Raw genomic sequence first — 14477 nt, 5'->3', positions numbered from 1 at the left:
TCATGCAACCGGTTCCGCAACCGGTTCCAGCAAGCGTACGCCACGGAGAAAGGACGCCGACATCTCCCCCAAATCGGCCCTTCTGCTGGTGCCTGGTCTCGTCCTTCTCGTCGCGGGGTTCCTCATCCCCTCCGCGGCGATGCTCTTCGCGCCCCCGGACGTGCCGACCGGCGAGATCTTCACGCGTCTGGGCAGGATGCTGACGGATCCGTACGACCTGGAGGTGATCGGGCGCACGGTCGGGCTGGCCCTGGCTGTCACGATCATCTGCGTCGTCCTCGGCTTCCCCATCGCCTACTGGCTGGCCCGCTCGCCGTCACGCTGGAGCGGGGTCTTCCTGGCAGTGGCGATCTTCCCATTGATGCTGAGCAACGTGGTAAGGACGTTCGGCTGGCTGGTGATCCTCGGCTCCAAGGGGGCGCTCGGCCGGCTGCTCGTCCAGCTCGGCATCGTCGACGTGGCGCCGCAGCTGCTCTACACCAAGCTGGCGATCGTCCTCGGCCTCACCCAGCTGTTCCTGCCGCTGGCGATCATCTCCTGCTACTCGGCCGTCGCGCAGGTCGATCCCGGCCTGGACGACGCCTCGCGCGGGCTCGGCGCGAGCCGGAGCCGGACGATGTGGAACGTCGTCATCCCGCTGACCATGCCGGGCATCGTGGTGGCCGCCACCCTGGTCTTCGCCGGGTCCGTCACCGCGTACACCACGCCCTACCTGCTCGGCGGGTCCAGCCAGCGGATGCTGTCCACGCAGCTGTTCAACTACGCGAGCACCACGGTCGACTGGGCCTCCGCCTCGGCGACGGCGCTCATCATGACGGTCCTGGTCTTCCTGGTCTCCGGGCTGTCCTCGCTGATCGGGCGGAAGGGGGCCACCTCATGAAGCGGCCGATCACGGCGGCGCTCGCGGTCATCGGCTACGTCATCATGATCGTGCCGATCATCTTCGTCGTCGCCACCGCCTTCACCGCCGGAAGCACCCTGAGGTTCCCGCCCGACGGGATCTCGCTGCGCTGGTTCGACGAGGCGCTCGGCTACGAGCCGTTCATCGAGGCCGCGCTCTCCAGCCTGGAGCTCGCCGTGCTCGCCACCGCGCTCGCGCTGGTGCTCGGCGTGCCCGTGACGCTGGCCGTCCACCGTGGCAAGCTGCCCGGCAAGGGCCTGGTCGAGGGGTTGTTCCTGTCGCCGCTCATCGTCCCGGAGCTGGTCGTCGGCCTCGCGCTGTTCCAGCAGTTGATGGTCGGCCTGGACCTGGACAACTTCAGCACCCTGCTGGTCGGGCACACGGCGCTGATGCTGCCGTACGCGGTGCGCGTGACCGGCGCCTCGCTCGCGCTGGCCGACCCCGCGCTGGAGGAGGCCGCCCGGGGTCTCGGCGCCTCGCCGCTGCGCGCGTTCTTCAACGTGACGTTGCCCGTCCTGCGTCCGGGCATCTTCTCCGCCGGGCTGCTCAGCATGGTGACGTCGTTCAACAACGTGCCGTTGTCGCTGCTGCTGCAGGGACGCGACTTCCGGACGCTGCCGGTGACGATGCTCGACTACGTACAGCAGTCGTACGACCCGATGGTGGCCGCCGCCTCCACCCTCATCCTGGCCGCCACCGTGGTCATCGCGGTGATCGCCGAGCGCACGGTCGGATTCGCCAAGATCTTCGGAGGGATCAACCAATGACCGCCGCCGCCGAGCTGATCAAAGTCACCCAGAGGTTCGGCTCCTTCACCGCCGTAGACGAGATCGACCTCGCCGTGCCGGCGGGGAGGCTGACGACGCTGCTGGGCCCGAGCGGCTGCGGCAAGACCACCACGCTCAGGATGATCGCGGGCTACTCCGCACCGACGTCGGGGACGATCCGCATCGACGGGGTCGACAGCACGCGCACGCCGCCGGAGAAGCGCGATCTCGGGATGGTCTTCCAGTCGTACGCGCTGTTCCCGCACATGACGGTGGCCGACAACGTCGGGTACGGGCTCAGGCTGCGCAAGGTGCCGGCCGCGGAGAGACGTACGCGGGTCATGGAGACGCTCGACCTCGTCGGGCTCGCGCACCTGGCCGACCGCAAGCCGAAGAAGCTCTCCGGCGGGCAGCAGCAGCGGGTGGCGCTGGCCAGGGCGATCGCGATCAGGCCCAAGCTCCTGCTGCTCGACGAGCCGCTGTCCAACCTCGACGCCCGCCTGCGCGTCCAGATGCGGGCCGAGATCAGGCGCATCCAGGCGGAGACGAAGCTGACCGTCATCCTCGTCACCCACGACCAGGACGAGGCGCTGGAGATGTCCGACGAGATGGTCATCATGAACGAGGGCAGGATCGTGCAGCAGGGCACTCCCCAGCAGGTCTTCCCCCGTCCCACCGACCGTTTCGTGGCCGAGTTCCTCGGCTACGAGAACTTCCTCACCGCGGCCGACGGCACGCCGCTGACCATCCGGCCCGAGCATCTGCGCATCGCGGAGAAGGGCGCCGGCCTTGGTCACGGCCTCGACGGCACGGTGGTCGACGTGGCCTTCCGCGGCGTCGACCTCCTGGTCTCGCTCGACGTGGTCGACCCGTCGGGCGCGACCGTCAGGCTGCTCGCCGACGTACGCAGCGGCGCTGCCCTGACGCCCGGATCGGGCGTCACGGTGATCGCGCCCGACGACCATCTGGTTCCACTCCCCCGCTGAAAGAAGGAACGACCCCATGCCCACGCGCCGCGCCGTACTGGCCGCTGCTCTGACGGTGCTCGCCGCAGCCGGATGTTCCGGCTCCGGCTCCGCCGAGAAGCAGGCCGATCAGAACACCATCGTCGTCAGCACCTTCCCCTTCGGTGTGAAGGAGTTCGAGCAGGCGGTCGTCGCTCCGTTCAGCAAGCAAACCGGGATCAAGGTCGAGCTGGACACCGGGTCCAACTCCGACCGGCTCTCGAAGCTGAAGCTCGCCAAGGGCGAGCCGGAGGCGGACGTGGTGCTGATCTCCGACTACTTCGCCGCGCTCGGGCAGAAGGACGGCCTCTTCCAGAAGGTCGACGTGCCCAACATGAAGCAGCTCGCGCCGTTCGCGACCGAGGGCTCCTACGAGGGGCCGGCCTACACGCACCAGCTCAACGGGATCATCTACAACACCGGCAAGCTCAGCCAGAAGCAGGCCGCCGACTGGGAGCTGTTCGCGAACGCGGCGAACAAGGGAAAGGTCGCGCTTCCCGATATTTCGGTGACCGCCGGACAACTCATGATTTCGGGGGTTGGCGAGTCGTACGGCAAGGGCCCCTACGACATCGACACCTCGCTGAAGACCCTGTCCGGCTGGGCGCCGAACGTCCTGCAGTTCTACACCTCCTCGACCGAGGTCACGAACCTGCTGACCCAGGGCGAGATCATCGCCGCCGACGCGCTGAGCGGCTTCGCCACCAAGCTCGTCACCTCGGGCGAGCCGATCGCCTGGACGGCGCCCGACAAGGGCCGCTACATGGCCACCAACCGGGCGATGATCCCCAAGGGCGCGCGCAACGCGCAGGGAGCGGCGAAGTTCATCGACTACATGCTGTCGGCCGAGGCGCAGAGCGCCATGGCGAAGGCCGCCGGTGACCTGCCCACGAACCCGAAGGCCGAGATCCCGGCCGACATCGCCAAGGTGACGGGCGAGGCGGCGAAGGACCCGGTGGCCGCCGGGTTCAAGACCCTCGACCCCGCCCAGCTCGTCGACACCCGCACCACCTGGGTCGACCGCTTCACCCGCGAGGTGGCCGGCAAGTGAACCTTGACCTGATGCCCAAGGTCGATCTGCACTGCCACCTCATCGGCACCGTACGCGCCTCGACGTTCGCCGAGCTGGCCCGGCGGGAGGGGCTCGACCTGCCCGACACGCCTGGGCGGATCTACGCGGACGTGAACTCGCTGCCGCCGGACCCCGCGCTCTACCTGGACACCCGGATCCCGGTCCCGCAGGGCAGGAGCGCGGACGAGCCCGAGGTCTCCTACTCGCTGTTCCAGGTGTCCTCGTGGGTTCTGCAGGTCCTGCGCGACGCCGACGATCTCACCAGGATCACCTACGAGGCGTTCGAGGACGCCCACCGGACCAGCGCGACCAGGCATCTCGAGGTCTCCTTCGACGCGTTGACCGAGCATCAGGAGAAGCTCGGCTACGCCACGGTGGTCGAGGCGTACGCCGAGGGCATCAGGATGGCCGAACGCGACTTCGGCATGTCGGGCCGGCTCATCGCGGCCGTCGACCGGAGCAGGTCGGGAGACGAGGCGCTCTCCTGGGTGCGCACGGTCGTGGACAACCCGCACGACTACGTGGCGGGGATCGGGCTGGACAACCTGGAGACCGCCGGGCCGCCGGAACGGTTCGAGGCCGCCTTCCGGCTCGCCGGTGCGGCCGGGCTGCGCCGTACGGCGCACTCCTCCGAGCACGCGCCCGTCGCCGTCAACACGGTCACCTGCCTCGACGTGCTCGGCTGCGACCGGATCGACCACGGCTACTTCGTGCTCGAGGACGACGAGGTCGTCGCCAGGGTGCGGGACGAGCAGATCCCGTTCACCGTCATCTCGACCACGTCGCGGCGCTCGTGGCGGCCGTGGCGGCGGGCGTCGATCGCGGCGATGCTGGAGGCCGGGCTCAACGTCATCCCCGCTTCCGACGACCCGGGGATGTTCCCGACGTCGCTGGCGAACGAGTATCGGATCCTCTCCGAGCAGCTCGCCGTACCGGATGAGCGGTTGCGGGCGATGGCGCTGGCCGGGGTGGAGGCGTGCTGGCTGCCGGAGCCCGAGAAGGACGCGCTGCGCAGGCGCTTCGAGAGCGAGCTCGCGAACGTGGAGTGATCGGGACAGGCGGCTTCACGCGGACCGTGTCCCGCTGCAGTGCTTACTTCGGTGCTCACTTCGGTGACGCCAGGGGCTGCGGCCGGTCCGTCGAGCCCGGCCGCCAGGACGACCCGAGCATCGTCCCTCTCTTCGACACCGTCGAGGCCAGTCCGTTCACGCCGTAAGACCGTGGCCGTCCACGCCGGGCGCGCTGGTCTGACATGAGGGCTCTCCGGGGTCGAACAGCAGCGTCTGCCCAGTATTCTTCCTGCTCCACGGCGGCACCAGTGACACCGCGTCATGACGTCACCGCGAGACCGCATCGGGTGCGGCGCCGCCGTTCGGCATCGCGTGGAACTCAGGTGACCGCCGTGATCACGGCGACACTGGCGGCAGCACTCGCCGCGGCGGTGCGCGTCACTGCGGTGTTCACGGCCGCGGCGCCCCAGCTGCCGTTCTCGAGCTCCTTCGCACGCTCGCGGACCTTGGCCGACCACGCGAGGGGCGGCCGGAGAGCCGGCTGCTCCGGCTTCAGACCACAGGTCACCGGGGTGCTGTGGCCGACACCCCGCGGGTCCATCCCGATCACGTCATAGCTGTCCAGCACGCTCCGCGGCAGCCCCAGATCCCGCAGGATGGCCGGGAAGGCCGGCCCAGCCCCGCCGCTGTCGGTCAGCAGCACGCCGCGGCGCTTGTCCGGGCTGGTGCCGGCGCGAGACCGCGACCTCGATCGTCTTCCCGCCGGGCTCGCGATCCCGTTCCTCCTCATAACATGACGAACGGCACTGTGTATGGACGAACCCGGACGTCATCGGCGCGGCTCCCAGCGGAAGCTCCGGGAAGCCAGCGCGACGGCGACGACGACCCAGCTCAGCGTGGGTGCCAGCAGAATCAGCGAGTCAGCGATCGGTACGCCGCCGTTCCAGGCGTTGACGACCAGTTCGGCGGCCGAGCCGCCGGGAAGCAGCCGCTTGAGCAGCGTGAGATCCTCGGTGCCGGCGATCCCCACCCAACTGGCCACGACGATGGTGCCGATGGCGATGGGCAGCGTGGTCACCTGCGCGTGCTCCGGGGATTTCGTCACTCCAGCGGTGGCCAGTGCCAGCCCCAACATCATGATCATCGTCGCGACGACGGCCGCCGCCAGGAGAAGTACGTTGTCCGGCGCGCCCGTGACCGCGCCCAGCACGGTCATGATCACGGCGGCCTGGACCAGCGAGATGGCGGTGACCGGGAGCAGCAGCCCCAAGAGGATGCCGGTGTCGCCCGCCGCGGTGGAGCGCAGCCGCTTGAGGAAGAGGTTCTGCCGGCGCGAGGCCAGCGTGGTCACCGTGGTGGTGTAGAGCGTGAACGCCGCCACCGTGAACAGCACCACCGCCGCGATGTATCCGAGACTGCCCAGAGCCGCGAACACCTCGTGCCGGGAGATGAAGAACGCGCTGACCGCCACGGGCATGACGAGGCAGGTGACCAGAACCAGCCGGTTCCGGAAGATCTGAACCAGCTCGCTGAGAGCGATCGAGAGCATGGCGAAGGTCCTTTTCTTGGAAATTCAGGGAGTGGGCCGGTCGCTGCCGAGCGCGCGGAAGACGTCGTCGAGCCGGGTCGGCCCGGCCTGGAGGTCCCGCAGCTCCACCGCGTGGTCCTGAGCCCAGCGGAGCAGGGTGTGCAGGTCCTTCTGCAGGCCGAAGGTCTCGATGAGGTACTTCCCGTCACCCTCGCGCGTGGCCTGCAGGGGTAGAGCGGGTGCGGGGGCCGGCAGGGAGAAGCGGATGGCGGCGGGCAGGGTACGCGTCAGTTCGGAGACGGTCCCTTCCCGGTGGAAAGTGCCTTTGTGCATGAGCCCGATGCGGTCGGCACGCTGCTGAGCCTCTTCCAGGTAGTGCGTGGTGAGAACGATGGTGGATCCGTCTTCGCGCAGCCGGTCCACCGCGTCCCACAGGTCGTCCCGGGATTGGATGTCCAAGCCGGTGGTGGGCTCGTCCAGGAAGATCAGCTCAGGCGCTCCGTACACGGCGGTGGCGAAGTCCAGACGCCGCTTCTCGTCGCCGGAGAGCTGGGACACCTTGGTGCCGGCCTTGCGGGCGAGGTCGACGATGCCGAGCACGCGTTCGACCGTGTCGATGCGCTGGGTGAGGTTTCCGATCAGCCGGAGCGATTCCCGCACCGTCAGATCCGGCGAGAATCCGCTCTCCTGCAGCATGATGCCCATCCGGGGCCGCACCGCCCGCCGGTCGCGCGGGCTCTGCCCGAAGACCCGTACGGTGCCCGAGGTGGGCGTGCGGTGGCCTTCGATGGTCTCCAGGGTTGAGGTCTTCCCCGCCCCGTTCGTGCCGAGCAGAGCGTAGAACTCCCCGCGCCGCACCTGGAAGGACAGATCCCGCACGGCGCGGAAGTCGCCGTAGGTGAGGTTCAGACGGTCGACGTCGATGACTGGTGTCGAGGACATACCGTCGATCTCAGCCATCGCCGCACGTATCTCCCAGTGCGACCATGTCATGACCTCGCCATGACATCCTTGGCGTGAACGCATGACGTGGTGTCACTGGTGCCGCCATGGGACGGGAAGAATACTGGCGGACTCTGCCGTTCGATCCCGGAGAGCCCACACATGGACACCAGACCCCTGCGCATTCTGCCGACGGCCGACATGACCGCTCATCCCCGGCACACAGCACCCGGCTGAGGACCCATGAGCCCGCCCGGTGGAGAGCCACCCGTGATGCATGAACGCGCTGAGCGCATGCGGTTCGCCGGCAATCTTCACGACATCCAGGGCCACACGTGGTGAAGCCGACCGCGCCGGCCCGGAAGCTGGTGCGCGCCGACGCCGAACGGGCCGAGGAGGAGCTCCGGGAGATCCGCGTACGCGTCGACCGAAAGGCCGAGGTCGCCCCACACGCAGGCGAACTGCCCGGCCAGGTCCTCCGGGAGACGACCACCAACATCCTGCGGCACGTGCAGACCGAGCAGGTACGGCCCCCAGCCGGGCATCGCCGTCATCGACGACGGCCCGCAGGAGGCTCCGCTTCCCGCCCTCCGGGGCCTCGCTACCCTCAGGGAACGAGGGATGGCCAACGGAACCGAGCTGACGAAGGAACAGAAAGACGGGCGCTTCCTGACGACCGCGGCATTCCCGCACCGACGTTCCGAAGCACAGGAGAACCAATGACCACCGTGGTACTCGCCGACGACGAAGCCCTCCTCCGCAAGGCGCTGGCGTCATTGCTCCCGCTCGAGGGCGAGATCACCGTGCTCGCCGAATCGGGAGACGGCGAGGCGGCGGTACAGGCCACACTGCTGCACCGGCCCGACGTGCTCGTCATCGATCTGGAGATGCCCGGTGTGGACGGGCTCGGCGCCGTCACGGAGATCCGTCAGGCGCGGCCAGACCAAATGGTCCTCATGCTGACCCGCCATGCCAGGCCCGGCGTGCTCCGCAAGGCGCTCAAGCTCGGCGTCCAGGGCTTCGTCAGCAAGTCCGCGGAACCGGCGCACATCGTTTCGGTCATCAAGACCCTGCACGAGGGCAAGCGATGGATCGACCCGGATGTCTCCGCCCTCGCCCTCGTCGACGACTGCCCGCTCACCGACCGCGAGATCGACGTGCTGCGGGCGACCGGCGAAGGCTACTCGGCCGCCGACATCGCCGCCCAACTCCATCTGGCGGAGGGCACGGTGCGCAACTATCTCTCGAACGCGATGCAGAAAACCCAGACCCGGACCCGCCACGAGGCGGCGCGGTACGCACGCGAACACGACTGGCTGTAAGTGGGCATCTGATGATGATTTATCGTCGTTCGTCCCGCTTTCGTCGTGGCCCGAGATGTGTGGATTGATCGGACCTGTCCGATGCCCGCTGGGCGTCTTGACCAGCCTGCGACGCCTGGCAAGCAGCGTGCCGGGCGCCACGATGCGATGCAGTCGAAGGCGAGCGGGTAACAGCCTCGACAGTGCAGCCGGCACCGCCCGATCGGCCCGGTCCGGCCTGTTCGAAACAGCACAAGCCAAGCCTGGAGTTCTGGCACCGGACAGGGCGCACGAATAGCCGAGGTTAAGGACGACGCTTCCGCCGTCAGCTCCGGAAAAGGTACTCGAGCGCGATACCGACGAAGATCACCATGCCGACGTAGTTGTTGTTCGCAAACGCTTTCAAACATTCCGTACGACCGCGCCGGCGGATGAGGAACTGCTGGTACAACGCGAGCAGGGCCGCGGCTGTCACACCCCTCACATGCCATGTTCCAAGGTGCAGTTCCCGGCCGGCCAGCAAGATGGCGATGGGGTGTTGGGAGAGATCGCGGGACCGGTAATTGCGAGCACCGCGAACGGGGTCCTGCTTGTATCGGTCGGGTTGCTGGCGTTCACTTCCAGAAATTTTCGCGCCGCTTAGCGATCTTTGCTCAACGAATTATCACCACCACGGCCTTGTTCGCTCCCGGATGGTGGAGGGCATCACGCTTGGTCTCCCTACCGTGACAGTCATGCCCGTTGAGCGTGACCGTTTCGATGAGGTGCCGGGAGACCTCAACGCCGGGCGTCCCCGATGGCGCGGGCGGCGTTGATCAGGCCGATGTGGCTGAGGGCCTGAGGGTAGTTGCCGATCGCCTCTCCTGTGGTGGGGTCCATCTCTTCGCTGAGCAGGCCGACATCGTTGGCGCAGGAGGCGGCGGTCTCGAACGCCCGCCTGGCCTCGGCGTCCTGACCGGTGAGGGCCAGCGCGTGAGCGAGCCAGAAGGTGCACAGCAGGAACGGGCCCTCCCGGCCGGCCAGCCCGTCGGCGGAACGGTAGCGGTACACCAGCCCGCTCGCGTCGGTCAGCCGGGTGGCGACGGCCTGCACGGTGGAGCGGATTCTCGGGTCGTCCGGCGGCAGGAATCCGACCAGGGGCATCATCAGGGTGGCGGCGTCGACCTGGGTGTCGCCGAACGTCTGGGTGAAAGCACCCGCCTGCTCGTTCCATCCGTGGGTCAGGATCGCGGCGTGGATCTCGTCTCGGACGCGCGTCCAGTCGGCGACCCGGGAGGCGGCCCCCAGCACCGGGGCCAGGGTGATCGCCCTGTCCAGTCCAACCCAGCACATCAGCTTGGAGTGCGTGAAGTGCCGGCTGGGACCACGGACCTCCCACAGGCTCTGATCCGGCTCCTGCCAGCGGCGCGCGGCGGTCTCGGCCACTCCGATCAGCAGCGAGCGGGTGAGGGGGTCGAACGGGCCGATGTCCCGATAGGTCTGGTGGGCGGCGTCGAGCAGTTCGCCGTACACGTCGAGCTGACGCTGGCGCCAGGCGTCGTTGCCGACCCGTACGGGGGCGCTGTCCCGCCACCCCCGCAGATGCGGTAGCCGCCGTTCGCTCAGGTCGCGCTCGCCGCCGATGCCGTACATGATCTGCAGGTCCGGGTCCGCGTCGACCTGGGTCGCGCATGCGCGGGACAGGAAGGTGAAGAAGGCGGTTTCCTCCTCCTCGCAGGTGGCCGTGTTCAGGGCGTGGAGGGTGAAGCTGGCATCGCGGACCCATGTGTAGCGGTAGTCCCAGTTACGCTCCCCGCCGATGCTTTCCGGCAGGGAGGTGGTGGCCGCGGCCACCATGGCCCCCGTCGGGGCGTAGGTCATCGCGCGCAGAACCCGGCCGCCGTGGTTGACCTGCCGGCGCCAGGGTCCCTCGTAGTCGGCGTGCCCGCGTGACCAGGAGCGCCATCCCGCGACGGTGTCGCGGATCCGGCGCGCGACGGCCCAGGAGGTACGGCGCGGCGGGTCGGGCGCCCAGGCCCGGCCGGCCTGCAGGGCCAGGCCGACGTTCTGTCCCGCGCGCAGGGTGAGAGCGGCGTCCGCGACCGAGCCGCCGGTCCGGAACTCCACCGGGCTGGACAGGGTGAGCACGTCGGCGCCTCCACGGGCGATCAGGCCGCCGCGGACCGGTTGCATCAGCGGGCGGACGAGCCCGAACTCGGGCCGGGGCGCATACACGATCTCCACGGACACCCGCCCTTCGGTGCAGGCGAGCCGGCGAAGGAGCACGCCAGGGGATGACGTGCCCAGCGCGTGCCCACGTTCGCCACGGCCCAGCGCGAGAGCGTCCAGGAGCACCAAAGTGCCGTCGCGCGTCCGGAACGTGGTCTCCAGCACAAGGGTGTCCTCGACGTACCGACGGGTCACCTCGGCCGGACATGCCGGCCGGATCGCCCAGAAGCCGGCCTCTTCGTCCAGCAGCCGGGCGAGAATCGCCGGGCTGTCGAAACGCGGCAGGCACAGCCAGTCGACGGAGCCGTCGGACGTGACCAGCGCGGCGGACCGGCAGTCCGACAACATCGCGTAGTCGCCGATCGGCCGGGCGCTCAACGGCCGGCCCGCCCCGCGGCCAGGCGTCGCAGCATGTAGAGCAGTGCTGAGGCGGCGAAGAGCACCAGGGTGACCAGAATCCATCGGTTGAGGTAAGGGATGGTGCTCAAACCGACCGCCGCCCGGTAGTTGGGCTCGGCACCGCGCAGGATGAGTGGGGACCACACCAGCAGCAGCAGACCCGAGAACGCGGTCGGCACGCGCAGGTGGTTGATCGGAGCCGGCCGCCGCCCCGTCGGCCGAGGCCGAGCAGCCGTACGACGACGGCGACGGGTACGGGCGGTGGCGGACCGGGCGGCGAGGTCGGCGGCGGAGTAAAGAGGGAACAGCACCAAGTCGTGGAGGATGACGGCCCCCACGAACCACACCAGAAAGCCCGGCCAGATCCCCACGTCGACCACCCGGGTGACGGCGTAACCGGCGACCAGAAAACAGAGGGCGAGTACGAGCAGGTGCCACGAAGGGGCGCCGTAGGTCCTTGCCCACCGGCTGCGGCCGTTCAAGATCGCCCTTGGGTGAAGTCGAGCTCGCGCACCCACTTCGTGTTGTGCACGCCGGGAGCGTTGGGGACGATGACCCGCGCCGGGTATCCGTGGTCGAGGGACAGGTCGGCGCCGTTGACCCGCAGCGCCAGCAGCGAGCGCGGGTCGGCGACCTGCGCGGCGCTGAGCGAGGCCTGACCGAAATAGCCCCCACGTTGCAGCGACCTGGCGGTGACGCCTGTCGAGCCGGCCCGGATGCCGGCGAGGCGGGCGAGATCGGCCAGCCGTACGCCGGTCCAGGTCTGGACGGTCGACCAGCCTTCCACGCAGGCGATCGGCAAGGCGTAGGTGTGCAGAGGCATCGCCAGCAGGTCCGCGCGGGAGAGTTCCGTCCGGTGTGGCCCGACGAGTGCCAGCCGCCAGGAATCGCCGGTCCGGGCTGCTGTGACGCCGAGGCTCGCCGCTGTCTTGTTGACCTGGAAGTCGTTGGGGCCCGTCCCGTAGAGGCGGCCATGGGGAGCGAGCAGCGCGGTACGGCGCAACGGCCCGTCGACGCACTGGCCGACGGACAGGCCGAACATGACCAGCGAGCCGCCGCCGGCGAAGGCCAGCAGGCCGCGCCTGGACATCGTGGGGGGCGCCGGGTCAACGGCGACCAGGCCATCGGGGTCCGGCGGCTCCGGGCGGGTGTCCGCCACAGGGAGGCGCAGGTAGTCGCGCAGGCCGTACGTCCGCAGGGTGTGGATGACGCGGGGCAGCTTGATGACGACGTGGACGACGAAGGCGGCCAGGAAGATCCATGCGCCATAGAAGTGGGCCGGGTAGAAGGAGAACGGGAAGACGTAGAAGAGCTGGATGTTGAGGATCCCGGTCACGAACTGGAATACCGCGCCGCCGACCAGGAGCAGCAGGCTGGCCCGCTCGACGGCCTCCGCCACGGAACGGGCGGGCGGCCAGGAGAACAGCTTGGGGATGACCGACCAGAGCTTGGCCAGCAGGATCGGCACCAGTGTCAGCCCGCCGACGACGTGCGCGCCCTGGGTGACCCGGTACAACCAGACCGGGTCCGTGGGCCAGTCGAACAGATAGAAGCCCAGCAGACCCCTGCCGGGGGTGGTGTCGTTGCCCGGCAGGCGAGGCTCGTAGGCGGCGTACGACACCAGCCCGGTGATCGCGACGAGGGTGATCCCGGCCAGCAGGATCAGTCCGAGCACCGAGGTCAGCCAGGGACCGCGGAGCGGGCTGCGCCAGAACTCCGGCCGGAACGGCCCGGGCGGCCCGCTCCACCCCCTGAGGCGCGCGGCCAGGCGGCCGCCCTTCTTGTCGGGCTTGACCTCACGATCGCGCCCCCGCGACGCATCCGGCACCGATCCCCCCGAAATCCCCATGTCGGCTGTTCGGTCTCCTTACCGGAAACGGTCCTTCCAAAGCCACGCCCCGGCACCCATTCGGCAATGTCCCGCCGCTCTTCGCAATCTCGGGGCGCCGTACGCGCTGCCGGGTGAGGGACGGATCGCGCGTGCGACAAGCCCGGCGGCCACCGCCAGCGCGGCGAGGGCGTAGGCGATGGTCCCGGAGCCAGTGCTCATGTACGCCGCGCCGCTCGCCAGCGGGACGCCGAGCCACTCCCACCGGCCGTCGAGGGCGACCAGCGCGACGACCAGTACGGCGTACCAGGAATAGCCGGGCGTGAACACGAGGAACCCCACCCCGGTCACCAGCAGGGCGCCCTGCCACGGCCGGTCCGCGTCACCGTGGCGGAGCACGTGGAAGATCGCGATCCCGAGGATGGCGAGGGCCGCGGGGAACGCCCACGAGTCGGGGAGGACCAGTCTCAGCAACGCGTACCGGTCCCTGCTGCCGGCGTCGTCGTAACCCTCCTCGGTCAAGTAACCGAAGAAGTATCCGAGTACCGAGCCGCGCGAGGCGAGCACGTACGGCAGGTAGGCGAGCGCCACGACGAGAGCGGCGGGGCCGAGGACGGCCAGGATGTCGAGCATCCGGCGCGCCGGCGTCTTTCCGCCGGTCGCGAGGACCCCGGAGAGCGCTCCGGGGACGGTGACGGCGGGCAGCAGCTTGGCGGCGGTCGCCGCGCCGAGCAGCGTTCCGCCGAGGACCCTGTGCCTGTTCACCTTGGTCAGGGCGATGACGGCGAGCAGGACGCCGAGCGCGTCGACGTGGGCGTTGTTCACCAGTTCGAGCGGGACGGCGGGACACCACGCGTAGCAGGCGGTGTACGCCGGAGCGTTGGCCCGGGTGCCGGCTCGGCGGCTGAGCGTGATCAGCAGCACTGCCGAGGTCGCGAACGCCAGGAGCGCACCGCCGATCTGCAGCGGCTTGTGCCGTGCCCCTTCGGGCGAGAGTCCGTGTACCAGGAGGAAGTACGCCTCCGCGAGGGGCGGATAGATCGTGTGCACGCCGGGGCGGTTGATCCGCGTGCACGACATGACCGGGTCTCCGGAGTGGATCGGGTAACGATCGGGCCCTTCGCAGCCGGCGCCGCGGGGGAAGAGCCAGAGGTCGCGCAGCGGCGCCAGCGCCGCATCGGCCGGGGCGTGATCGTAGGGCGAGATGCCCGCGGCCTGCACCCGTCCGTCCCAGGCGTAGCGGTAGGAGTCGGTGCTGGTGGCGGGCGGAGCGAGGAGGCCGGTGGCGGTCACGGCGATCCCTCCGACGATCACCAGGCACATCGCCTGGCGCGTCGGCAGCCCGCGCACAGCCCACGCCGCCGCGCAGAAGAACGCCCACGCGAGCGCGTACGGCCAGAACAGGCCGTGGGGGGGGGGGGGGGAGACGGTGGCCCCCGCACTCCGCCCCGGCGGGGGGGAAGAGGGGGGGGGCCGGGCGGGGGGGTGCGCCGCCCGGGGGGGGGCGCCGCGGGCGC

15 protein-coding genes are annotated in these 14477 nt (G+C 69.5%); 6 read left to right on the top strand and 9 right to left on the bottom strand.

The features are described from left to right. The first annotated feature begins 88 nt into the window (after window positions 1-88). The 5 genes from ACWEPL_RS52450 to ACWEPL_RS52430 are packed head-to-tail and all read left to right on the top strand — an operon-like array spanning window position 89 to window position 4793. A complete protein-coding gene (locus tag ACWEPL_RS52450) occupies window positions 89-880 on the top strand; it encodes an ABC transporter permease (protein ID WP_363975633.1) in 792 nt (263 codons plus the stop codon). Next, window positions 877-1668 (top strand): ABC transporter permease, encoded by a 792-nt coding sequence (locus ACWEPL_RS52445; protein WP_350736038.1) that lies wholly within the window; start codon window positions 877-879, stop codon window positions 1666-1668. The genes ACWEPL_RS52450 and ACWEPL_RS52445 overlap by 4 nt, the downstream gene beginning before the upstream one ends. Beyond that, a complete protein-coding gene (locus ACWEPL_RS52440) occupies window positions 1665-2654 on the top strand; it encodes an ABC transporter ATP-binding protein (protein ID WP_452440867.1) in 990 nt (329 codons plus the stop codon). Before ACWEPL_RS52445 ends, ACWEPL_RS52440 begins: the two co-directional genes overlap by 4 nt. Before the next feature lie 16 nt (window positions 2655-2670). Beyond that, window positions 2671-3723 (top strand): extracellular solute-binding protein, encoded by a 1053-nt coding sequence (locus ACWEPL_RS52435; RefSeq protein ID WP_364264958.1) that lies wholly within the window; start codon window positions 2671-2673, stop codon window positions 3721-3723. After that, window positions 3720-4793: an adenosine deaminase family protein gene (locus ACWEPL_RS52430; RefSeq protein ID WP_452440866.1), complete on the top strand. Its 1074-nt coding sequence runs from the start codon at window positions 3720-3722 to the stop codon at window positions 4791-4793. Before ACWEPL_RS52435 ends, ACWEPL_RS52430 begins: the two co-directional genes overlap by 4 nt. Window positions 4794-5133: 340 nt before the next feature. Here the strand turns inward: ACWEPL_RS52430 and ACWEPL_RS52425 are convergent, their stop codons facing one another. The 4 genes from ACWEPL_RS52425 to ACWEPL_RS52410 all read right to left on the bottom strand — a co-directional run bounded on the left by ACWEPL_RS52425 (window position 5134) and on the right by ACWEPL_RS52410 (window position 7778). Beyond that, entirely contained in the window at window positions 5134-5457 is a 324-nt protein-coding gene (locus ACWEPL_RS52425) for a hypothetical protein (protein WP_452440865.1), read from the bottom strand. A 126-nt stretch (window positions 5458-5583) separates the two neighbouring features. Continuing rightward, entirely contained in the window at window positions 5584-6303 is a 720-nt protein-coding gene (locus ACWEPL_RS52420; protein ID WP_452440863.1) for an ABC transporter permease, read from the bottom strand. A 24-nt stretch (window positions 6304-6327) separates the two neighbouring features. Beyond that, on the bottom strand, window positions 6328-7224 hold the full coding sequence (locus ACWEPL_RS52415; protein WP_452440862.1) for an ABC transporter ATP-binding protein: 897 nt from the start codon (window positions 7222-7224) through the stop codon (window positions 6328-6330). Between the two features lie 314 nt (window positions 7225-7538). After that, complete coding sequence (locus ACWEPL_RS52410) at window positions 7539-7778, bottom strand: hypothetical protein (protein WP_452440861.1); 240 nt, start codon at window positions 7776-7778, stop codon at window positions 7539-7541. A gap of 165 nt (window positions 7779-7943) precedes the next feature. Between ACWEPL_RS52410 and ACWEPL_RS52405 the strand changes: the two genes are divergently transcribed. Then, on the top strand, window positions 7944-8546 hold the full coding sequence (locus ACWEPL_RS52405; protein WP_452440859.1) for a response regulator transcription factor: 603 nt from the start codon (window positions 7944-7946) through the stop codon (window positions 8544-8546). A 304-nt stretch (window positions 8547-8850) separates the two neighbouring features. Here the strand turns inward: ACWEPL_RS52405 and ACWEPL_RS52400 are convergent, their stop codons facing one another. The 5 genes from ACWEPL_RS52400 to ACWEPL_RS52380 form a co-directional block, all read right to left on the bottom strand. Next, on the bottom strand, window positions 8851-9048 hold the full coding sequence (locus ACWEPL_RS52400) for a hypothetical protein (protein ID WP_452440858.1): 198 nt from the start codon (window positions 9046-9048) through the stop codon (window positions 8851-8853). Window positions 9049-9302: 254 nt separating this feature from the next. Next, a complete protein-coding gene (locus ACWEPL_RS52395) occupies window positions 9303-11111 on the bottom strand; it encodes a glycoside hydrolase family 15 protein (RefSeq protein ID WP_452440857.1) in 1809 nt (602 codons plus the stop codon). Next, on the bottom strand, window positions 11108-11614 hold the full coding sequence (locus ACWEPL_RS52390) for a hypothetical protein (RefSeq protein WP_452440856.1): 507 nt from the start codon (window positions 11612-11614) through the stop codon (window positions 11108-11110). The genes ACWEPL_RS52395 and ACWEPL_RS52390 overlap by 4 nt, the downstream gene beginning before the upstream one ends. Further along, window positions 11611-12981 (bottom strand): molybdopterin-dependent oxidoreductase, encoded by a 1371-nt coding sequence (locus tag ACWEPL_RS52385; protein ID WP_363975597.1) that lies wholly within the window; start codon window positions 12979-12981, stop codon window positions 11611-11613. The genes ACWEPL_RS52390 and ACWEPL_RS52385 overlap by 4 nt, the downstream gene beginning before the upstream one ends. An 18-nt stretch (window positions 12982-12999) precedes the next feature. Then, entirely contained in the window at window positions 13000-14274 is a 1275-nt protein-coding gene (locus ACWEPL_RS52380) for a glycosyltransferase 87 family protein (protein WP_452440855.1), read from the bottom strand. Window positions 14275-14477 lie beyond the last annotated feature (203 nt).

The sequence above is a fragment of the Nonomuraea sp. NPDC004186 genome, from assembly GCF_053603495.1.
Note: the sequence above shows the minus strand (reverse complement) of the source record. Positions and strands in the feature narration are given on the sequence as shown.